The following is a 21,069-nucleotide window of genomic DNA, read 5'->3' as shown; positions in this document are numbered from 1 at the left end:
GATCTAGGTTCTCAAAGTGTCTGTAGCCCGGGACGCGCCGCCCTACAAACTGCTGGGCGCGCTGGTCCTGGTCGTCCTCGCCGTCGCGGGCACGCTGCTGTTCCTGCAGTTCCGCGGCGACTTCCGGCGGTCCGTGGACCTCACCCTGGTCTCCGACCGCGCCGGCCTGGTCGTCGAGCCGGGCGCCAAGGTCACGTTCAACGGTGTGGAGATCGGCCGGGTGGCCGGCATCGACCAGGACGCCGCTGGCGACACACCGCAGGCCAGGCTCACCGTGCAGGTCGATCCGAGGACGCTGGCGGTCATCCCGGCCAACGCGGAGGTCGAGATCCGCGCCACCACGGTGTTCGGCAACAAGTACGTGTCCCTGAGTTCACCGGAAACGCCTGCTGCACAGCATCTTTCGGCGAACGGCGAACTCGACGTGGCGTCGGTGACGACGGAGTTCAACACGCTGTTCGAGACCGTCACCGCGATCGCCGAGCAGGTGGATCCGGTGAAGCTGAACCAGACACTGAGCGCCACCGCCGCCGCGCTGGACGGGCTCGGGGATCGGCTCGGGACGTCGCTGCAGGACGGCAACCGGATCCTCGACGACCTCAATCCGCGGATGCCGCTGCTGCGCTCGGACGTCAGTGCGCTCGCCACGCTGGCCGACATCTACAGCGACGCGTCCGGCGACCTCTGGGACGGCCTGGACGCCGCGGTCGTCACCGCGCGCACGCTGTCGGAAGGCTCCGGCGACATCGACGCCGCCCTGATGGCGGCGCTCGGATTCGCCCATCCGGCGACCGATGTCTTCACCCGCAGCGCGCCCTACCTCGTGCGCGGCGCGGCCGATCTGCTGCCGACATCGAAATTGCTCGACGACTACCGGGGCATGATCTTCTGCACCACGCGCAACTACGCCAAGGTCGGTCCGGAGATCGCCCGGGTGCTCGGCGGGGACAACGGCTACTCGCTGCGCTCCGCGGGCACCATCATGGGAGCGGGCAACCCCTTCGTCTATCCCGACAACCTGCCACGGGTGAACGCGCGGGGCGGTCCGGAGGGTCGGCCGGGGTGCTGGCAGAAGATCACCCGCGACCTGTGGCCGGCCCCCTATCTGGTGATGGACACCGGTTTCAGCATCGCGCCCTACAACCACATGGAGCTCGGGCAGCCGATGTTGGTCGAGTACGTGTGGGGCCGGCAGGTCGGGGAGCCGACGATCAACCCTTAGCGCCGAAGTGCCACGGCGGCAACGGCTCCCGCTTCGTTGACGGCGAGGTGGGCCAGCATCGGCGCAGCGAGACTGCCCGACCTGTCGTACAGCCAGGCGAAGATCCAGCCCGCGGCACCGGTGACGACCACCGTGCCGGGTACCGACTGCCCGGCGGCGCGCGCATCGGCCACGTGGGAGAGCCCGAACATCGCTGCGGTGAACCACCGCCCGCGCGGTGCGCCGAATGCCCGCGCGGCCGCGGACCCGAGCGCGACGCGGTACGTCGTCTCCTCCGACCAGACGGTTCCGAACGGTATGCGCAGCAACATCCATCGGGCGGCCGAGTCGGGCGGCGTGCCTGCCGAGATCCCGGCGCGCACCGGCGCCACCGTCGTGGCGGCCGCCACGCCGATGATCACGGTGGCGGCGGCCGCACTCCCCCAACGGAGTCCACGGGCCAGCGCGGGCGGACGCAGGCCCAGCGACGAGCGGGTCGACGCCGCGGCGGCGGCCCCGAGAACGGTGTGCGGCACCGGATGCCACCGCAGCGGAAATCGCGGGGCCACCGCACTCCAGCCCAGCAGGGCCGCGGCCAGCGCCACGGCCCGAATCCAGTCGCGCCTCACTGGCTTCCGTCTTCGGCTGCGGTCTGCTGCAGTGCGGTCCGGATACGTTCGGTGTCGGCCGGGGTCCACCCGGGCGGCGGCGCGACGGCCACCCAGCCGTCGAGGATGTAGTCGCCGTAGTTGTGCCCGTGCCCGCCGGGAACCGAGGACGCGTTCGTCATGTCCGCGGCGACCTGCCAGAACGTGACGATCGGGTACCACCGCATCGAGGCGGTGCGGTCACGGCCGGGCGGTTCGGACAGCCAGTCGGGTTTGCTGAACAGCAGGTCCTGTGACCACCACACGATCGGATCCGAGGGATGTTGCAAGAACAGGACTCTGGTGCCGTCCCACGGCGGTGCGGCGTCGCGCGCGATCTGCTGCGCGTCGTTGCCCTGGGAGAAACGCACCGTGCGTCCGTTGTCGTAGCGGGGTTTCACCTCCGGGGTGCCCGGATCGCGGCGCACCGTGATCGAATGCCACAGCGAGCTGGCGTTGGGCGGCCCGACCCACAGCACCGAGGAGAAACCCATCCGGGAGATGTCGGGCAGCCAGTCGAACGCGCCCTGCCCCGCCATGGATCCCAGGCTCTCGCCGTACAGCAGCAGGCGGGGGCGCCGATCGGGCGGCAACGTCGCCCAGCGGTCGTGGATGGCATCGATCATCCTGCGGCCGAAGTCCACCGACTTCTGTTGATCGCCGAGAAACGAAATCCAGCTGGGCAGATACGAATACTGCGATCCGACGATCGCGGTGTCGCCGTTGTACATCATCTCCAGTGACCTGGCCGCGATCGGGTTTACCCATCCGGTGCCGGTGGTCGGCGCGATGACGAGGACCTTGCGCTCGAAGGCGCCGCTGCGTTGGAGTTCGCTGAGTAGCACCGCCATCCGGGCGTCGTCGGTGTCGGCGGTCTGCAGACCGACGTAGACCCGGACGGGTTCCTTGGCCGGCGTGCCGTTGATCCGGGTGAGTTCAGCCGCGTCGGGCCCGGTACCCACGAAGGCGCGGCCCTGATAGCCGAGCGTGTCCCACGGCGCGAACGATTCGGGGCTACCCGATCTTTCGGGCGCTTGCGGCTGGATGACGCCGGCCATCGTGGTGGCGTTCTGCGGCTGGAACACCCGGTTGGCGCCGGCGAGGAAGCCCCGCACCAGCACGCCGTTGACGAGCGTGATCACCAGTACCACGACGATCGTCGTGCCGATGAACAGCGCCAACTCGTCGGAGAGCCGCCACCGCCGGATCAGATAGCGCGCCATGGTTTTGATCAGATCGATGAGCACCCGCGTCACCGCCACACAGGCCCCGCCGACCACTGCGGCGAGCACCAGCGTGCGCAGATAGCTCGCCGTGCTGGGACCCTGCATGCCCATCAGCGCCGACACCTGGCGCTGCCAACCGGCCGCGGGGATGACCATCAGCACGCACGCGGTCAGCACGAGAACGACGGTGAGGGTCTTCAGGGCCGATGACACCGCCAACGGCGGTGGCCACCATGACCTTCCGGCAAGGATGAACCGGCGCGCCATCCGGGCCAGGAACACCCCGATGCCGTACCCGATCGCCGCGTTGATGCCGCCGATCAGACCCTGGAACAACCAGTCCCTCGGCAGCAGCGACGGCGTCAGCGACATGCAGAAGAACAGCCCGCCGAAGGCCATCCCGGTGAAGTCGAGGCGCAGCAGGTCCCACGCCCAGACGTAGAGGGGGTGTCGGGTCGGCGCCTCGGCCATCACCTGACGGTCACCCGAACAACCCGGGCAGCACACCTTCCGACGTCCGGCGCAACTCCTCCAGGGTGACCGTGAACAAGCCCTGCACCTCTACGCTGGGCTCGCCACCCTCGGGGCCCTGGTCGACGACGCCGACCCTGGTGGCGGGCAGGCCCCGCGCCTCGCACATCGCAGTGAACCGGCTCTCCTCGGTGCGCGGCACCGCGACCAGCACGCGGCCCGCCGACTCGCTGAACAGCGCCACGAAGGGATCGCTCTGCTCCGGAAGCAGCACCCGGCAACCGGTTTCGCCGGTGAGCGCCCCTTCGACGACGGCCTGGATCAGTCCGCCCTCGGACAGGTCGTGGGCGGCGGACACCAGTCCGTCGCGCGAGGCCGCGGTCAGCACCTCGGCCAGCAGCCGTTCACGCTCCAGGTCGACGCGGGGTGGCACCCCGCCGAGGTGATCGGCGGTGACCTGCGCCCAGATCGAACCGTCGAATTCGTCACCGGTGTCGCCGAGCAGGATCAGCGTCTCCCCGGGCTCGGTGCCGAAACCGGTGGGGATGCGGCGCTTCACGTCGTCGATGACGCCGAGGATGCCCACCACCGGCGTCGGCAGGATCGGCGTGGTGCCCGTCTGGTTGTAGAAGCTGACGTTGCCGCCGGTGACCGGGATGCCCAGTGCCGCAGCGCCGTCGGCGAGACCGCGGACGGCCTGGGAGAACTGCCACATCACGCCGGGGTCCTCGGGGGAGCCGAAGTTCAGGCAGTTCGTCACCGCGATCGGGGTGGCCCCGGTGACCGCCACGTTGCGGTACGCCTCGGCCAGCGCCAGCTGGGCGCCGGCGTAGGGGTCCAGCGCCGTGTAGCGCCCCGACGCGTCGGTGGAGATGGCGATGCCCCGGCCGGTCTCCTCGTCCACGCGCAGCACACCACCGTCGGCGTTCTCGGCGAGGACGGTGTTGCCGCGCACGTAGCGGTCGTACTGCTCGGTGATGAACGCGCGGCTGCACAAGTGCGGGCTGCCGAGCATCGCCAGCAGCGTGGCTCGCAATTCCTCGCCGGTGCGGGGGCGGGGCAGCGCCGCTGACGTGTCGGCGTTGAGCGCGTCCTGGGTGGCGGGGCGCTCGACGGGCCGCTCGTAGACGGGGCCCTCGTGCGCGACGGTGCGCGGCGGCACGTCGACCACGGTCTCGCCGTGCCAGGTGATCTCGAGCCGGTCGCCCTCGGTGACCTCGCCGATGACGGTGGCCAGCACGTCCCACTTGCGGCACACCGCGAGGAACGCGTCCACGTTCTCCGGCGTCACCACCGCGCACATGCGTTCCTGGGACTCGCTGGACAGGATCTCCGCGGGCGTCATGTTGGCCGCACGCAGCGGTACCTGGTCGAGCTCGACCCGCATGCCGCCGTCCCCGGCGGACGCGAGTTCAGAAGTGGCACAGGACAATCCAGCGCCACCGAGGTCCTGGATGCCGACCACCAGATCACCGGCGTAAAGCTCCAGGCAGCACTCGATGAGCACCTTCTCGGTGAACGGGTCACCGACCTGCACACTGGGCAGCTTCTTCCGGCCGGCCCCGGACTCGTCGCCGCCGAAGGTCTCCGAGGCGAGCACGGACACCCCACCGATGCCGTCGAGCCCGGTGCGCGCGCCGAACAGGATGATCTTGTTGCCGGCGCCGGAGGCGAACGCCAGCTTGAGGTCCTCGGTTCGCAGCACACCGACGCAGAGGGCGTTGACCAACGGGTTGCCGGCGTAGCTGGCATCGAAGACCGTCTCACCGCCGATGTTGGGCAACCCGAGGGAGTTGCCATAACCGCCGACGCCGCGCACCACGCCGTCGAGCACTCGGCGGGTGTCGGGCGCGTCGGCGGCGCCGAACCGCAGCTGGTCCATCACCGCGACCGGGCGGGCGCCCATCGCCATGATGTCGCGCACGATGCCGCCGACGCCGGTCGCGGCACCCTGATAGGGCTCGATGTAGGACGGGTGGTTGTGGGACTCGACCTTGAAGGTGGCCGCCCAGCCGTCGCCGATGTCGACGACGCCGGCGTTCTCGCCGATGCCCGCGAGCATCGCCTCGCGCATCTTCTCGGTGGTGGTCTCGCCGAAGTAGCGCAGATGCACCTTCGACGACTTGTAGGAGCAGTGCTCACTCCACATCACCGAGTACATCGCGAGCTCTGCGTCGGTGGGCCGACGTCCGAGGATCTCGCGGATCCGCGCGTACTCGTCGTCCTTGAGACCGAGTTCGCGGAAGGGTTGCGGATGATCTGGGGTGGATGCTGCGTGGTCGACCGTATCGACCTCGTGAGTGAGCCCGGACGTCACCGGCTCAGTCTAGTTCGTGGCCTGCGCCAATCGCGCCGCGGCGGTAGACGCGGCCGGACCGTGCAGCACGACGCTGCCCAGTACCGCGACCACCATGACGATCAACGCGGTGTGTTCGTCGCCCTCGGGCAGCACGTTGAAGGCCAGCAAACCGAAGACGATCGATGCGGTGCCGCGCGGGCCCAGCCAACCGATGAGCAAGCGTTCCCGCCGGGTGAACCGGGGTGAGCCGAGCATCGCGACGAACACCGGCACCACGCGCACGACGGTGAGGGCGAGCAGGCAGAACACCACGATCGACCAGGACACCCCGGTGCTCAGCGCCAGCACGGCGACCGCGCCGAACACGAACCACATCAGGGCCGTTAGCAAGAAGCCGATGTCGTTGAGCAACTCCATTTCGGCACGCAGCGCGGGCGTGTGGCGCAGGTAGTGGAACGCGATACCGCAGACGAACGCCGACACGAACCCGTTGCCGTGCACGGCCAGGCTCAGGCCGTAGGCCATGACGGGGGCAGTGACCAAGATCATCCTGGTGCTCTGCGCGGTCATCGCGCCGCGCCGCTCGGCGAGGTTGATCAGCGTCGCGAGCAGCGCGCCGACGGCGAGGCCGACGACGATCGCCGTCAGCGAGTGCGCCACCGCGGAACCGAATGCGTGCAGGGGCCGTCCGGCGTGCGCGCGGTCGCCCGCCAGGGCGAGCCCGAAGAGGAACACCGGGGAGACGATGCCGTCGTTGTAGCCGGCCTCGACGCCCAGCAGGTTGCGGACCTTCTCGGCGATGCGAACGTCGCGAAGGATCGACTCGGCGGGCGCGAAGTCCGTCGGCACCACCACGCACGCGATGATCAGCAGCACCGCCCACGAGACGTCGGGCAGCAGCCAGGAACCCAGGAGCACCGACAGGGCCAGACTCAACGGAAGCGCGAGGAGCAGGATCCGCAGGGCCGAGCGCGGGTCACGCCCGAACAGGCCGCCGCGGATGTCGGTGGCGTCGACGAACAGCAGCACAGCCAGGATCAGTTCGGCGCTGCGCTGGGCGGTGTTGCTGTTCAGCGATTCGGCGAGTGCGTCCGAGGTGCTGAAGCCGACCGCGATGCCGGCCAGCACCAGCACCATCGGTGCCGTCAGGCGCGCCTCTTCCAGCCGCCTCGCCGATAACGCCCAGGCGGCGAACACCACCGAGAAGGCGATCAGCGAGAGCAGCACGAGGAGATCTTGCCAGCGGCTACCCGCCGGCGATGCAGAACGCGTTGCCCTCCGGGTCGGCCAGGACCACCCAGTCGAACTCCGGCCCGAAACTGTGCCGCCCGGTTTCCCGCGCCCCCAGGCCGACCAGGCGCACCACCTCTGCCTCCTTGTCGGCGGTGTGGAAGTCCAGGTGCACCTTGTTCTTTCCCGGGGTCGGGTCGGGCACCTTCTGGAAACCCAGGGTGGGGCCGGACTGCCGGCCGACCATCACGAATTCGCCTGGGGCGACCGCATTCACGTCTCCACCGACCGCCTCGGCCCACCAGCCGGCCAGCGCGTCGGGATCCGAACAGTCGATGGTGATCATCGCGATATCGAGTGACATGCAGCCGACCCTAGGTCAGGCCGGTGACAGAAATGCCCCGAGCGCGGCGGAGTAGGCGGCGACATCGGCGGCGCCCATCACTTCGCGTGCCGAATGCATCGCGAGTTGCGCGGCGCCGACGTCCACGGTGGGGATCCCGGTCCGCGCCGCGGTCATCGGCCCGATGGTCGACCCGCACGGCAGGTCGGCGCGGTGTTCGTAGCGCTGCAGCGGCACGCCGGCCTGGTCGCAGGCGAGCGCGAAGGCGGCGGCGGTGCGGCCGTCCGTCGCGTACCGCAGGTTGGGCTGCACCTTGAGCACCGGACCGGCGTTCACCTCGATGAGGTGGCCGGGTTCGTGCCGCTCGGGGTAGTTGGGGTGGGTCGCGTGCGCCATGTCTCCCGACGCCACGATCGACGCCGAGCAGCGGCGCAGGAAGTCCTCGCGCCCACCGCCTGCGGCCAGCGTGATGCGCTCCAGCACGGTCAGCAGCAGATCGGACTGGGCGCCGTGGTCGGACTGTGAGCCCACCTCTTCGTGGTCGAACAGCACGAGCACGGGTACGTGCCCGCCCGGCTTAGACGACAGGAACGCCTCGAGCCCGGCATAGCAGGTCGCCTGGTTGTCCAGGCGGGAGGCGCTGACGAGGTCGCGGTCGACGCCGACCAGCCGCGACGGGTTGATGTCGTGGGTCATCAGGTCGAATCCGAGCACCGCGTCGGCCGCCACCCCGGCGTGTTCGGCGACGAAGTCCAGGAACGACCGGGGGCCGTTGCCGACACCCCAGACGGCGTTGACGTGCCGCTGGGGATTCAGCTCGACGCCCTTGCGGTCCTCGGACAGGTGAATGGCGAGTTGCGCGACCCGCAGCACAGGATCGTCGATACGCACCAGCACGTCGTCGAGGTCGTTGCCGGCGCGGACGGAGAGCCGGCCACTGATGCCGAGGTCACGGTCCAGCCAGGAGTTCAGCCAAGCCCCGCCGTAGGGCTGCAGCGCGACGATCTGCCAGCCCGCCACCGCACGATCCGGATGTTGCTTGACCCGGAGATTGGGGCTGTCGGTGTGGGCGCCGACGATCCGAAACGGCAGCCGCGCGTCGCCGGTGGCCCGCCACGCGATCAGGGAGCCGGAACGGACGGCGAAGTAGTCGCCCGCCCCGTTCCACGCGTCGCCCTCGGAAACCTCGGCGAAGCCGGCGTCGAGCAGGCGACGCGCCGCCGTACGGCAGGCGTGGAACGGTGACGGGGACGCGTCGATGAACCCACACAAACCCTGCGCATCAGCCGACATGGTTCTCCATCTTCGTCGATCACCGGAGTTGATCATGATCTAGGGTCAGACGGTGCCCGCCCCCCTGCCGCAGCCGGTCCTCGCACCGCTGACGCCGGCGGCCATCTTCCTCGTCGCGACGATCGACACGGGCGGCGAGCAGGCGGTGCACGACGCGCTCGGCGGCGTCGCGGGTCTGGTGCGCGCGATCGGTTTCCGCGACCCCACCAAGCACCTGTCGGTGGTGACGTCCATCGGGTCCGACGCCTGGGACCGGCTGTTCTCCGGGCCTCGGCCCGCCGAACTGCACCGCTTCATCGCGCTCGACGGCGGCCGTCACCGCGCCCCGTCGACACCGGGCGATCTTCTGTTCCACATCCGCGCCGAATCGATGGACGTCTGCTTCGAGCTGGCCACCAAGATCGTCGAGGCGATGGGGCCGATCACCGTCGTCGACGAGACGCACGGCTTCAAGTTCTTCGACAACCGGGACCTGCTGGGCTTCGTCGACGGCACCGAGAATCCCGACGGCCCCCTGGCCGACAGCGCGACCCAGATCGGTGACGAGGACCCTGATTTCGCGGGCGGGTGCTATGTGCACGTGCAGAAGTACCTGCACGACATGGCGGCGTGGAAGGCCTTGTCCACCGAAGAGCAGGAGGGCGTCATCGGGCGCACCAAGCTCGACGACATCGAACTCGACGACGCGGTGAAACCCGCGAATTCGCATGTGGCGCTGAACGTCATCGAAGACGAGGCCGGCAACGAGTTGAAGATCCTGCGGCACAACATGCCGTTCGGTGAGATCGGCAGGAGCGAGTTCGGCACCTACTTCATCGGGTACTCGCGCGCCGCCGCGGTCACCGAGGAGATGCTGCGCAACATGTTCATCGGCCGGCCGCCGGGCAACACCGATCACATTCTCGAGTTCTCGACGGCCATCACCGGCTCGCTCTTCTTCACACCGATCCAGGACTTCCTCGACGACCCCCCGCCTCTTCCGTCGGCACCGCCCGGCCGCACCGGCTCGCTGGGCATCGGCAGCTTGAAAGGACACCCCCAATGAACAACCTGTACCGAGAACTGGCGCCGATCACCGATGAGGCGTGGAACGAGATCGAGCAGGAAGCGACGCGAACGTTCAAGCGCCACATCGCCGGTCGCCGGGTGGTCGACGTCAACGATCCCGGCGGCGCGGTGACGGCCGCGGTGAGCACCGGTCACCTGCTCGACGTGGCCGCGCCCGGCGACGGGGTGATCGCGCACCTGCGCGAGGCTCGGCCCCTGGTGCGGCTGCGAGTTCCGTTCACCGTCAAGCGGATCGACATCGACGACGTCGAACGTGGCTCTCAGGACTCGGACTGGGACGCGGTCAAGGAGGCGGCCAGGAAGCTGGCCTTCGCCGAGGATCGCGCGATCTTCGAAGGCTACGGAGCGGCGTCGATCGGCGGGATCCGCAAGTGCAGTTCCAACCCGGCGCTGGCGTTGCCCGAGGATCCGCGTGAGATCCCCGACGTCATCGCGCAGGCACTGAGCGCGCTGCGGTTGGCGGGGGTGGACGGACCGTACGCCGTGCTGCTGTCGGCCGACGTGTACACGCGTGTCGCGGAGACCACCGCGCACGGCTATCCGATCCTCGAGCACATCAACCGCCTCGTCGACGGTGACATCATCTGGGCCCCGGCGATCGATGGTGCCTTTGTGTTGTCCACGCGTGGAGGCGATTTCGATCTGCAGCTGGGGACCGACGTCGCGATCGGCTATCTCTCGCACGACGCGGACACGGTGCAGCTGTACCTGCAGGAGACCCTGACGTTCCTGTGCTACACCGCCGAGGCCTCGGTCGCCCTGACTCCGTAGTTTGCGCGAGCGAGCGTGTTTGCGCGCGACACGCCGCTCCTGCGTGGCATTTCGCGCACGCTCGCGTCAGCGCAGCGCCGCCAAAAGTCGCGCGTGCGCGCGATCGTCGGTGAGCTCATCGCGACTCTCGGGATGCTGCCAGTAGTAGTGCACCAGGTCCCGCAGGGCGGTGCCGTCGGGGGTGTAAGCACTTGCCGTGAACCTCAGCACCGTGTCGTCGGACAGAACGAACACGATGGTGCTGGGCGTCTGGGCTTTCTGATTAGGCACCTCAGAGGCGACGTCCTTCACGAATGCCCAGTCAGCGCCTTGCGGCCGCCAGCCCTGCACCATCTCGAACCCGTGCGCCGTCAATCGGAGGTAACTCATGCTGCCGCGGCGGATGTTCCGCCACAGCATCGGCGCGATGCCCGCCACGAGGAACGCTGACGTGAAGGGAAGTGCATATCGCATGTTCGGCGGAACGGGGATCGCGAGCCGCCCCAGAGGAAGTAGAACGAGTATCAATACAGAAGACACGAGTGCACCGGCCATTGCCACCTGAATCGGAATCTCGATGCCACGGTCGGGGCGGAACGTTGTTCCTCTGCCATCGGACTGCACACGTGGCATCACCCGGCCCGGAACGGTCTTGAAGGCGGGAACGACGAAACCCAGGCAGAAAACCGTTGCCCCCATAGCCACAATCGCACTCGGCACTTCCTGCCTCATCAATTGGACGCAGGCGACTATTGCAGTGAACACCCCGAACGCTCCGAACACGACGGCCGCGATGATGACCACCGAGGACTTCATCAGCGGCACACCACGTTGCCGATGATGCCGCCGAGGTAGCCGAAAGTCCAACCTCCAAACACATCGCCCGCACCGGTTGCAATCGGAGCGAATTCGGGCGACCCCAGCGCGGTGATACCTGCCGCTCCGAGCCCGCCAAGGGCATAACTCCCGCCGATCGCCGCCGTTCCTGAGATGGCGGCCAGGCATGCGTCCTGAAACGTCTTGGCAGTGACCGTGTCGTACAGAGCAGTTGCGACCCCGAGTGCGGGTCCGCCATACTTGCCGGCTTTGCCCAGGTTCTCGACAGACTGCGGTGTGAGCATGGGAATCCCTCGCTCGGCCTGTTTCTCCAACCCGGTCAGCGCCCCTCCGGCGATGGTGATCTCTGGGTGCGTGAAGAATTCGTCCGGCAGCACGCCATGGCGTCCATCGCCAGTCGTGACGCCGCCGGTCGTCTTGCCGTCTGCCGTTCTCGTCATCGTGACCTCGGTACCGTCCGGGAACTGGATAGAGGTGAATTGCGTTCCGTCGTAACGCGATTTATCTTGTGAGAACGAATTCGAGATCTCGTTGCCGTCCTTGTCGTAGTAATCGTCCGCCACACACGGCGCAAAGTCGTTCCACTCCCATATCTCGTGTCTGCTGCCGTCCATCATGATCAGCGTTCTCCGGTACTGCCCGTCTGCCGTTTCCCACTCCTTCGACTCCCGCACGGTCTGCGCCATGTCGTTGTCACGGAACACCTCCTGTTGATTGAGCCCAACGGGCGTCGAAGGATTGGGAACGTCGTCAGCGGGCGGCGTGACTCCGGTGGCCGCGAAGATGCCTGCCGCATCGTTGACCGGTGGGGCGAACCCGAACGTGGTTGCGCCTGCCTGGACGCTGCGCGCGGCGTCCTCGTCCGCAGCACCCAGCGCCAGCTGCAGAAGGTTGATCTCCGCCTGTTCCGACTTGGCCTGCGCTTGCAGCGACGCCGCTTTCTCCGCCGACACGCGGGCCGGTTTGATCAGCACCACCCACATGTCGTTGACCCACAGCTCACCACGATCGATCTCGTCCGCATGACCAAGCAGGGCGGTGCGCGCTGTCCCGATCGCACCGGCGCCCGCCGACAGCGCACGTGCGACGGCTTCGGAATAGTGCTTGAACGTCGACGCTTTGTCGGTGGCCCGCCCGAACATCGCGCCTGCCGCCTTGTGCGAAACCCCGGTCCACGCCTCGGCCGCAGGCATCCGATCGATTCCGTCGTCGAGATCACGAACCGCGGTGTACACCGACTCGCCGGCCCGCTCGAGCGCTTCACCGGCTGCGGTCAACGAATCGGGGCGCCAACCCTGCAAACGCGAACGTGACGGCAGCACCGATCAGAAGAGTTCGTCGAACGAGCCGGCCAACGCGGTGTCCTCGACCTCGAAGGCGTCCCCCGCGCCGCGGACCGCGGCACCCATTTTGGTGACGTTGGTGGCGATCGCGTCCGACAGCGTCGTCATGTGCTCACCGACCAGACGCATCGCCCATTGCGTCGTGGACCCGGCGAGCCCGTCGGCAGCCGCGGACGCCTCAAGCCCCACGTTCACCGCGTGGATGGCCCCCGAGGCTTCATCCACCTGTCCCGCGAAGGCCCGCAACACATCAGGATCGACCAGCACAGGTCGACGCTAACGCAGCGCGACCGGGGGTCAGGACACCAAAATCGCGTCCAGCGCCGAGTAGAAGATCCCCAGCCCGTCGTCCGACGGTCCGGTCAGCGCCTCGGTGGCGTGCTCGGGATGCGGCATCAGGCCGACGACCCGGCCGTTGGCGGAGCTGACGCCCGCGATGTCGCGCATCGACCCGTTGATGTTGTCCCGGTACCGGAACACGACGCGGCCCTCGCCTTCCAGCTCGTCGAGCACCTCGTCGCCGGCGACGTAGCGACCCTCGCCCGATTTCAGCGGCACCAGCAGATCGGCGCCCTGCTCGTAGCGCGTCGTCCACGCCGACGTGTTCGACGCGACCTCGAGCCACACATCACGGCACACGAAGTGCAGGCCGGCATTGCGGGTCAGCGCGCCGGGCAGCAGTCCCGCCTCGCAGAGAACCTGGAAGCCGTTGCAGATGCCGAGCACCGGCATGCCGCGCCTGGCCGCCTCGACGACTTCACCCATGACCGGCGCGAAGCGTGCGATCGCGCCGCAGCGCAGATAGTCGCCGTAGGAGAATCCGCCGGGAACGATCACCGCATCGACACCCTTGAGGTCGGCGTCGGCATGCCACAGGCTGACGGGTTCCCCGCCGGCCAGCCGGACCGCCCGCGCGGCATCGATGTCGTCGAGGGTGCCCGGAAATGTGATGACGCCCACCCTGGTCATGTGTCGCTCTCCCGGGTCACGGTCCAGTCTTCGATCACGGTGTTGGCCAACAGCGACTCGGCGATCTCGGCGAGTTTCTCGTCGGCGACAGCGTCGTCGACCTCGAGTTCGAATCGCTTGCCCTGCCGCACATCTGAGATCCCGTCGAAGCCCAGTCGACCCAGCGCGCCGACGATCGCCTGCCCCTGGGGGTCGAGGATCTCCGCCTTCGGCATGACGTGCACCACCACTTTTGCCACGCGCACACTCTACCTGCGGCGACACCGGCGTCGCGTCACCGGCACGAGCCCAGGTAGGCGGTGCACAGCGGGGCGGCCATCGCGTCGAGAACCTGCGCGTCGGGCCCCGCACGCCACTCCACCTGCGACGGCAGCCTCGTCCACAGAACGACCTCGACGACGGTGCTGCTGGCCGGGTCGGCCAGCAGATACGCGTGCATCACGCGGCTACCGGAGTCGCTGATCACCGTCGCGATGCGGTCGACGTCGCTGGTGGTGATCGACGGCGACGCCCCCGGGCCGGTCAGGTGGCAGGTCGCCAGCGCGATCCGGGCCTTCTCCAGCGTCTCGAGAGCTGCTCTGCCGCCGGTGACGGTGTCGCCGCGCCAGTGAATGACCTGTACCTGCAGGTTCCACTGGCCGTCCGGGTTGGGCACAGCGGCGCGCGCGGCGACGGCGTAGCGGCGGGGGTCGGTGGCCGAGTCGGGGGTGACGCACCACGACTCGAACTCGAACCTCGGCGCCGGTGCGGTGACGGCGACCCCGGCCAGGGCCGGCCACCGGTAGACCGGCGCGAGCGGGATCGATGAGGGCTCGATCCAGGCGGAGTCAGGGATCGCATCGCAGATCGGCGGGCAGAACCCGGGTACGGCCTGCGCGCCGCCGGGTGCCACGAACACCCCCGATAACGCCAAAGCCAGCGTCGCCACCCATCGCACCTGCACTACCCCCCACTCCCCCTGCGCGCCACAATATAGGCATGCAGCTCACACATTTCGGCCATTCATGCCTGTTGGCGAGCTTTTCCGACTCCTCGGCGCCCGGCCGCGCCACCACCGTGCTGTTCGATCCGGGCAATTTCTCGCACGGTTTCGAGGGCATCACCGGCCTGTCGGCAATCCTGATCACCCACCAGCATCCCGATCACGCCGATACCGAACGCCTGCCCGCCCTGCTGGAAGCCAACCCGCAGGCGGCCCTCTACGCCGATCCGCAGACCGCGGCGCAGCTCGGCGAACCGTGGCAGGCCGTGCATGTCGGTGACGAACTGTCGATCGGCCACCTCACGGTGCGCGGGGTAGGTGGGCAGCACGCGGTGATCCATCCGGAAATCCCTGTCATCGACAACATCTCGTATCTCGTCGGCGACGGCGAGCACGCCGCGAAACTGATGCACCCGGGTGACGCACTGTTCGCGCCAGGGGAACCGGTGCACGTGCTGGCCACCCCGGCGGCCGCGCCGTGGATGAAGATCTCCGAGGCGGTGGATTACCTGCGCGCGGTGAATCCGACCCACGCGGTGCCGATCCACCAGGCGATCATCGATCCCGTGGCCCGGCCGATCTTCTACGGCCGCCTCTCGGAGATGACCGACACCGACTTCCGCGTGCTCGACCCGGAGAGCGGGACCGACTTCTCGTAGGTCGGTGAGAGCAAAACCCTTCCAGCTGTGAGTGATTCGGTCCTGGCCGGGAACCGGGCGGACCGCTCACGATGGACGGATGCGACGACACCTTCACACCGTGGCATTCGGGGCGCTTCCCACCGCTGCCGCGATGGCGGCCGCCATGGGCGTCGGGCGGTTCGTGTACACCCCGATCCTGCCGTTGATGACGGCGCAGGCCGGACTGACCGCGCAGATCGCCGGGCATCTGGCGACGGCCAACTATGTGGGTTACCTCGGCGGGGCGGTGGCGACGACGCTGTCGCCGCGGCTCGCCCGGTCGGCGGTGGCGTGCCGGGTGGCGCTGGCCGGGATCGTGGCCAGCCTGGCCGCCATGGCGTTGACCATGAACGTGTTCGCGTGGCTGACGCTGCGCACCGCGGCGGGTTTCGCCAGCGCGGTCGTGTTCGTCGTCGCGGTCAACACCTTGCTCGAGCGGCTGCCGGAGAAGGCCGGCTGGGGGTTCGGCGGGGTCGGTGCGGGCATCGCGGTGTCGGCGGCCGTGGTGCTCGCGCTGCCCACCGAGAGTTGGCGCACGGCCTGGTGGGCGGCTGCCGGCCTGGCCGCGGTGCTGGCGGCCGCCGGCTGGTGGGTGCGTCCGCAAAGGGTCGCGGCGACGGCCGAGACGGCGCGTGCCCAGGTGGACCGCGCCGGCACGGCGCGCTTCGCGCTGCTGTTCACCGGCTACACCCTCGAAGGCATCGGCTACATCATCGCCGGCACTTTCCTGGTGGCCGCAGTGGCACAGCACTCCCCCGGCGCGCTGGGCAATAGCGTCTGGTTGGTGGTCGGGCTGGCCGTCATCCCGTCGGCCGGCCTGTGGGCACGGCTGGGGACGCGGCTGGGCCGGCCCGCCATGCTCACTGCCGCCCTGGCCCTGCAGGCCGCCGGGATCGCGCTGGCCTGCCAGGGCAGCAGTGCGGCCAGCCTCACCGGCGCGCTGCTGTTCGGCGGCACGTTCATCGGGGTGAGCACGCTCGCGATGGCGGAGGGCCGGCTGCTGGGCACCCGCGGTGCGGTGGCTCTGCTGACCGTCGGTTACTCCGTCGGGCAGATCGCCGGCCCGCTGGTTGTGGCACCTCTGATGGACGGCGGGTACCGGCCGGCGCTGGTCGTCTCGGCGCTCATCGTGTCACTGGCGGCGCTCGCCACCGCCGCGGTGGGGATCCTCGGCAGGCAGCCACGTGTCGGGCTCGTCCATTCTCAACGTCGAGGTGTCGCGGGTGAATTCGTCGATGACCGCCCACACGGCAGGTCGGTCTTCGCCGGTCCGCCACACGAGTGACCACGTCCACAGCGGTGTCGGGTCCACCACCGGGCGGCGCACCAGGTCCCGCGGTTCCGGGTCCTGGTGTCCCCTCGGATTGACCAGCACCGGCCGGCGCAGCCGACGCACGTGCTCGAAGAACGTGGGACCGGTGACCCCGCCGTCGTCCGTGCGCATTACGCGGGCGCCGGTGTCGGCGGCGAACTGCTCGGCGTAGCGGTTCCACGACGACCAGCTGGCCGTGTCGTCGTCGGTCAGCACCACAAGGCTTTTCGCGGCCACCGGCGACGTGTCGGCTCCGGTGCTCAGCGCATGGAGACGCTCGACGCCGATCAGCCGCGCCTGCAGCGACAACGCGGCGAGGTCGTCGTTCTGTATCCAGCAGATCGCCAGATCCAACGCCCCGTCGGCCACCCGCGCGGCCTGCGTGTGCGACGGCATCACCCAGGTGTCCACCCGCAATTGCGCCACCCCGGCGGCACGTTCGACCCAGTCGGTCGGGCACCAGTTCACGCACCCGATCCGCACCGGATCCGACACTGCCAAACCTGTTGCGCGCCTGCGCAACGCGTCCGCCTGGTCGATGAGCGCACGAGCGTCGGCCACCAGTGCCGCACCGGCGGGCGTCAGGGCCACCGAGCGGCGGTCCCGGTCGAACAGCTGCACTTTCAGGTCACGTTCCAGCGCCTTGATCTGCTGGGACAGCGACGGACCCGCGATGCGCAACCGCTGCGCCGCACGTCCGAAGTTCAGCTCCTCGGCAACGGCGACGAAGTACCGCAACTGACGCAGCTCCACCTGCCGAAGCGTAGTAGTCATGTCCTCTCACCAACGAGGAAACTCGTCCCGCCGGGCGGACATGCCCGCCGCCGGGGCCGTGTTGAGCAGTGCATCAGCCCCACAGAAAGGCACGGACCATGAACACCACCCCTCCCGCCGTCGTCATCACCGGCGCATCCCAGGGCATCGGCGCGGCACTCGTCGCCGGATATCGCACGCTGGGCTACGCCGTCGTCGCCAACTCCCGCACCATCGCCCCCAGTGACGATCCGTTGGTCCTGACCGTGGCCGGCGACATCGCGCGGCCCGGCGTCGGAGCCGACGTGATCGGAGCCGCCCTGGAGCACTTCGGCAGGGTCGACACGGTCGTCAACAACGCGGGCATCTTCATCTCCAAGCCGTTCACCGAGTACACCGACGCCGACTACGACGCGATCACCGGGGTGAATCTGCGCGGGTTCTTCGAGCTCACCCGCGCCGCCGTCGCCGCCATGACCGAGCGTGGCGGGCACATCGTGACGATCTCGACCAGCCTCGTCGACCAGGCGAACAAGCAGGTGCCCTCCGTACTCGCGTCGTTGACCAAGGGCGGACTCAACGCGGCGACCAAGTCGCTGGCGATCGAGTACGCCGAGCGGGGCATCCGGGTCAACGCCGTCGCACTCGGCACCATCGACACCCCGATGCACGATCCCGCCACCCATCCGTTCCTCGCCGCGCTGCACCCGGTGGCCCGGCTCGGCACCCTCGACGATGTCGTCGGCGCCGTGTTGTATCTGGAGAACGCAGGATTCGTCACCGGCGAGATCCTGCACGTCGACGGAGGTCAGAGTGCCGGACACTGAGAGCGGGATCGTGCACGCGGTGCTCGACGAGTGGAAGGCCGGGATCGACGCGCACGACCCGGCCCGAGTGGCGGCGGTGTTCACCGAGGACGCCGTCTTCCAGGGCCTGCACCCGTACACCGTGGGCCGCGGCGGCGTGTTCGCCTACTACGACGGCCAGCCGCCTGGACTGACAGTCGACTACCGCATCGATGAGATCCGGCGGCCCGCCGACCAGGTGGTGCTCGGCTACGGCCGGGCCGACTTCGCCCGCCCCGACGGCACGGTGACTCGGCTGATGCTCGGCGTGGTGCTCGTCCGCGGTGACGGCGGCTGGCGCATCCAGCAGTACCAGGTCAGCGCGCGGCCCGCACCGACGCGCTAACCCACGTCGCGGGCCGCGGCACGGCCCGCCGCCCGGCCGGAGAACACGCATCCGCCCAGGAACGTGCCCTCCAGCGAGCGGTATCCGTGGACGCCTCCGCCGCCGAAGCCCGCGGCCTCGCCGGCCGCGTACAAACCGTCCACCCGGGTACCGTCTTCCCGCAGCGCCCGCGAATCGAGGTCGGTCTGCAAGCCGCCCAACGACTTTCGGGTCAGGATGTGCAGCTTCACCGCGATCAGCGGGCCGGCCTTGGGGTCGGTGAGACGGTGCGGCGCGACGACGCGGCTGACACGGTCGGCCAGGTAGCCGCGGGCGGCGCGGATCGCGGTGATCTGACTGTCCTTGGTGAATCGGTTCGCCACCTCGCGGTCGCGGGCGGTGACCTCCTCCTCGACCACGGCGAAGTCCAGCGGCTCGACGTCGGGGACGGCGTTCATCTTGGCGACCAGGTCACGCAGCGAGTCGGCGGTGACGAAGTCGATGCCCTTGTCCACGAACGCGTGCACCGGTGCGGGACCCTTGCGGCCGCGTTCGATCACCCCGCGGATGCTGCGGCCGGTCAGGTCCGGGTTCTGCTCCTGCCCGGACAGCCCGAACTCCTTGTCGATGATGCGCTTGTTCAGGACGTACCAGGTGTAGTCCTGCCCGGTCCGGGCGATGTACTCCAACGTGCCGAGGGTGTCGAAGCCGGGATACAGCGGCGCAGGCAGCCGCCGGCCGGTGGCGTCCAGCCACAGCGACGACGGCCCGGGCAGGATGCGGATGCCGTGCCGCGGCCAGATCGGGTCGTAGTTGGTGATGCCCTCGGTGTAGTGCCACATCCGGTCGCTGTTGATCATGTGGGCGCCCGCCGCCGCGGAGATGCCCAGCATCCGGCCGTCGACGTGCGCGGGCACACCGCTGAGCAGCTGTTCGGGCACCCGGCCCATCCGCTTCGGCCAGTTCGCGCGGACCAGGTCGTGGTTGCCGCCGATGCCGCCGCTGGCGACGATGACGGCCTGTGCGCGGAACTCGAACTCGCCGACCGTGTTTCGTGACGACGGTGCGCCGCGCACCGCGGCTGACGGTTCCAGCACCGCACCGCGCACGCCGGTGACGGCGCCGCCGTCGACGATGAGTTCGTCGACGCGGTGGCGGTGCGCGAACCGCACCAGTGGTCCCGTCAGGCGGCGCGCGAAGATGTCGACCAGCGCCGGTCCGGTTCCCCAGGTGATGTGGAAGCGCGGCACCGAGTTGCCGTGGCCGCGGGCGTCGTAGCCGCCGCGTTCGGCCCAGCCGACCATCGCGAAGATCTGCAGCCCGCGGTCGCGCAGCCAGCTGCGTTTCTCGCCGGCCGCGAAGTCGACGTAGGCGTGGGCCCACTGCCGGGGCCAGTGATCCTCGGGGCGGTCGAACCCGGCGGTGCCGAGCCAGTCCTGCAGGGCCAGCTCGTGGCTGTCGCGGATGCCGAGGCGGCGCTGCTCGGGACTGTTGACGAAGAACAGCCCGCCGAAAGACCAGAACGCCTGGCCGCCGACGTTGGCCTCGTTCTCCTGGTCCACGATGAGCACGCGGCGACCCCGCTCGACCAGTTCGCACGCGGCCACCAGCCCGGCCAGGCCGGCGCCGACCACGATGACGTCCGCATCATCTGCCATGCGGCCAATGTAGCGAGCGCGGACCCTCAGGCGGCGTCGGACAGCGCAGCCGGGTTGCGCCAGGTGTAGACGGTGGGCTCGCAGCCGTGCATCAGGGCCAGGTCGGCGGCGTCCAGCAGGGCCTGCCGGGGTCCGGGCCGGCGCAGATGCCGGGCGGCGACGGCCACCCGGACGATGCCGTCCCTGCGTGCCGTGCGTTCTGCCGACAGCACCACGGTGCGGCACCACCACGGTTCGGTCAGGAATCCCTCCCCGATGCCGAGCACCCGGGTGCGGACGGTCTGGCGGCGCACCAGGTCGGTGATCCCGCTCAACCCGGCCATCAATCGGAAGCCGTTGCGCGGCAAGGCGGTCAGCGCACCCTGGGAGACGTTCCACCCGGGCGCGGCGAACAGGCGTGTGCGCAGGCCGAGGTGTTCGAGGACCCGGTCGGCGGCCATCAGCCGCAGGTTCGCCTCGTGCGCGGGCAGGGTCGCGAACTCGCCGCGACGCGCTTTGGTGGCGGCCTCGTCGAACCCGTGCAGCACGATCGCATCACCGTGGGCGCGCTGTTCGGTCAGCCAGCCGACGGTCGTGGGGTCACGGTCGAGCCGGTATCCCCCCTTGATCCTGGGGGCCACCAGGAACGACACGGGCACGCCGCGGTTCTTCAGTTGGGTCCGAAACGTTGCGACGTCGTCGATGGTCCGGTCGCTGATCCCGGAGATCGAGACGATCAGTTGTCCTGCCACACCCGCAGTGTCGCAACGTCAGGTGTCGCGAGGGACAACAACACGACTCGCCCGGCTGAACTGTCGGCCCCCGATCAGCATTTGATTGCCGGGCTCCTCAACGCGG

21 protein-coding genes and 1 pseudogene are annotated in these 21,069 nt (G+C 69.1%); 7 read left to right on the top strand and 15 right to left on the bottom strand.

The annotated features are described in order from the left end of the window. The first annotated feature begins 16 nt into the window (after positions 1-16). On the top strand, positions 17-1,222 hold the full coding sequence (locus G6N45_RS08695; RefSeq protein WP_163721684.1) for an MCE family protein: 1,206 nt from the start codon (positions 17-19) through the stop codon (positions 1,220-1,222). Here the strand turns inward: G6N45_RS08695 and G6N45_RS08690 are convergent. From G6N45_RS08690 to G6N45_RS08665, 6 genes are read right to left on the bottom strand one after another with little or no spacing between them, the layout of a single operon-like run. Then, a complete protein-coding gene (locus G6N45_RS08690; protein WP_163721682.1) occupies positions 1,219-1,830 on the bottom strand; it encodes an Rv0804 family intramembrane glutamic endopeptidase in 612 nt (203 codons plus the stop codon). The genes G6N45_RS08695 and G6N45_RS08690 overlap by 4 nt on opposite strands. Continuing rightward, complete coding sequence (locus tag G6N45_RS08685) at positions 1,827-3,545, bottom strand: alpha/beta hydrolase (protein WP_163721680.1); 1,719 nt, start codon at positions 3,543-3,545, stop codon at positions 1,827-1,829. The genes G6N45_RS08690 and G6N45_RS08685 overlap by 4 nt, the downstream gene beginning before the upstream one ends. Positions 3,546-3,555: 10 nt before the next feature. Beyond that, positions 3,556-5,862 (bottom strand): phosphoribosylformylglycinamidine synthase subunit PurL, encoded by a 2,307-nt coding sequence (gene purL, locus G6N45_RS08680; RefSeq protein WP_163721678.1) that lies wholly within the window; start codon positions 5,860-5,862, stop codon positions 3,556-3,558. A 9-nt stretch (positions 5,863-5,871) separates the two neighbouring features. Continuing rightward, positions 5,872-7,071: a cation:proton antiporter domain-containing protein gene (locus tag G6N45_RS08675; protein WP_163721676.1), complete on the bottom strand. Its 1,200-nt coding sequence runs from the start codon at positions 7,069-7,071 to the stop codon at positions 5,872-5,874. Between the two features lie 19 nt (positions 7,072-7,090). Further along, the gene (locus G6N45_RS08670; RefSeq protein ID WP_163721673.1) at positions 7,091-7,438 is read right to left on the bottom strand and encodes a VOC family protein; all 348 of its coding nucleotides are present in this window, start codon (positions 7,436-7,438) and stop codon (positions 7,091-7,093) included. A 15-nt stretch (positions 7,439-7,453) separates the two neighbouring features. Beyond that, positions 7,454-8,710 carry a M18 family aminopeptidase gene (locus tag G6N45_RS08665; RefSeq protein ID WP_163721671.1) on the bottom strand — a complete coding sequence of 419 codons (1,257 nt, stop codon included), beginning with the start codon at positions 8,708-8,710 and terminating at the stop codon, positions 7,454-7,456. Positions 8,711-8,762: 52 nt separating this feature from the next. Between G6N45_RS08665 and G6N45_RS08660 the strand changes: the two genes are divergently transcribed. Together G6N45_RS08660 and G6N45_RS08655 are read left to right on the top strand one after the other, a co-directional pair. After that, the gene (locus G6N45_RS08660; protein ID WP_163721670.1) at positions 8,763-9,755 is read left to right on the top strand and encodes a Dyp-type peroxidase; all 993 of its coding nucleotides are present in this window, start codon (positions 8,763-8,765) and stop codon (positions 9,753-9,755) included. Further along, positions 9,752-10,549, top strand: a complete 798-nt coding sequence (locus tag G6N45_RS08655; RefSeq protein ID WP_163721668.1) for a family 1 encapsulin nanocompartment shell protein — start codon at positions 9,752-9,754, stop codon at positions 10,547-10,549. Before G6N45_RS08660 ends, G6N45_RS08655 begins: the two co-directional genes overlap by 4 nt. 66 nt (positions 10,550-10,615) lie before the next feature. Here the strand turns inward: G6N45_RS08655 and G6N45_RS08650 are convergent, their stop codons facing one another. The 6 genes from G6N45_RS08650 to G6N45_RS08625 are packed head-to-tail and all read right to left on the bottom strand — an operon-like array spanning position 10,616 to position 14,614. After that, positions 10,616-11,344: a hypothetical protein gene (locus tag G6N45_RS08650; protein ID WP_163721666.1), complete on the bottom strand. Its 729-nt coding sequence runs from the start codon at positions 11,342-11,344 to the stop codon at positions 10,616-10,618. Continuing rightward, on the bottom strand, positions 11,344-12,642 hold the full coding sequence (locus G6N45_RS08645; protein WP_246228924.1) for a hypothetical protein: 1,299 nt from the start codon (positions 12,640-12,642) through the stop codon (positions 11,344-11,346). Before G6N45_RS08645 ends, G6N45_RS08650 begins: the two co-directional genes overlap by 1 nt. Positions 12,643-12,690: 48 nt before the next feature. Next, positions 12,691-12,975, bottom strand: coding sequence for a type VII secretion target (locus G6N45_RS08640; protein WP_163721663.1), 285 nt, complete (start codon positions 12,973-12,975; stop codon positions 12,691-12,693). 30 nt (positions 12,976-13,005) lie between these two features. Beyond that, positions 13,006-13,677, bottom strand: coding sequence for a phosphoribosylformylglycinamidine synthase subunit PurQ (gene purQ / locus G6N45_RS08635; RefSeq protein ID WP_163721661.1), 672 nt, complete (start codon positions 13,675-13,677; stop codon positions 13,006-13,008). Next, positions 13,674-13,916, bottom strand: a complete 243-nt coding sequence (purS, locus tag G6N45_RS08630) for a phosphoribosylformylglycinamidine synthase subunit PurS (protein ID WP_057150623.1) — start codon at positions 13,914-13,916, stop codon at positions 13,674-13,676. The genes purQ and purS overlap by 4 nt, the downstream gene beginning before the upstream one ends. 35 nt (positions 13,917-13,951) lie before the next feature. Further along, positions 13,952-14,614 (bottom strand): ATPase, encoded by a 663-nt coding sequence (locus tag G6N45_RS08625; RefSeq protein WP_163728076.1) that lies wholly within the window; start codon positions 14,612-14,614, stop codon positions 13,952-13,954. Between the two features lie 41 nt (positions 14,615-14,655). On the opposite strand from G6N45_RS08625, the gene G6N45_RS08620 reads away from it, so the two are divergent. Together G6N45_RS08620 and G6N45_RS08615 are read left to right on the top strand one after the other, a co-directional pair. Further along, complete coding sequence (locus tag G6N45_RS08620; protein ID WP_163721658.1) at positions 14,656-15,318, top strand: MBL fold metallo-hydrolase; 663 nt, start codon at positions 14,656-14,658, stop codon at positions 15,316-15,318. Positions 15,319-15,397: 79 nt separating this feature from the next. Beyond that, positions 15,398-16,429, top strand: a pseudogene (locus G6N45_RS08615) (YbfB/YjiJ family MFS transporter); the annotation flags it as partial. A gap of 42 nt (positions 16,430-16,471) precedes the next feature. Here the strand turns inward: G6N45_RS08615 and G6N45_RS08610 are convergent. After that, on the bottom strand, positions 16,472-17,404 hold the full coding sequence (locus tag G6N45_RS08610; protein ID WP_163728073.1) for a LysR family transcriptional regulator: 933 nt from the start codon (positions 17,402-17,404) through the stop codon (positions 16,472-16,474). A 119-nt stretch (positions 17,405-17,523) separates the two neighbouring features. Here G6N45_RS08610 and G6N45_RS08605 point away from each other — a divergent pair, with 119 nt between their 5' ends. Together G6N45_RS08605 and G6N45_RS08600 are read left to right on the top strand one after the other, a co-directional pair. Then, a complete protein-coding gene (locus tag G6N45_RS08605; protein WP_163721655.1) occupies positions 17,524-18,231 on the top strand; it encodes an SDR family NAD(P)-dependent oxidoreductase in 708 nt (235 codons plus the stop codon). Further along, positions 18,218-18,595: an SgcJ/EcaC family oxidoreductase gene (locus G6N45_RS08600; protein ID WP_246228923.1), complete on the top strand. Its 378-nt coding sequence runs from the start codon at positions 18,218-18,220 to the stop codon at positions 18,593-18,595. Before G6N45_RS08605 ends, G6N45_RS08600 begins: the two co-directional genes overlap by 14 nt. Here the strand turns inward: G6N45_RS08600 and G6N45_RS08595 are convergent. Beyond that, positions 18,592-20,232: an FAD-binding dehydrogenase gene (locus tag G6N45_RS08595; RefSeq protein WP_163721644.1), complete on the bottom strand. Its 1,641-nt coding sequence runs from the start codon at positions 20,230-20,232 to the stop codon at positions 18,592-18,594. The genes G6N45_RS08600 and G6N45_RS08595 overlap by 4 nt on opposite strands. 26 nt (positions 20,233-20,258) lie before the next feature. Continuing rightward, positions 20,259-20,963 (bottom strand): DUF2334 domain-containing protein, encoded by a 705-nt coding sequence (locus G6N45_RS08590; RefSeq protein WP_163721642.1) that lies wholly within the window; start codon positions 20,961-20,963, stop codon positions 20,259-20,261. Positions 20,964-21,069 lie beyond the last annotated feature (106 nt).

It is taken from the genome of Mycolicibacterium psychrotolerans (assembly GCF_010729305.1).
Classification (GTDB): domain Bacteria; phylum Actinomycetota; class Actinomycetes; order Mycobacteriales; family Mycobacteriaceae; genus Mycobacterium; species Mycobacterium psychrotolerans.
This window is presented reverse-complemented; position numbering and strand designations above follow the sequence as displayed.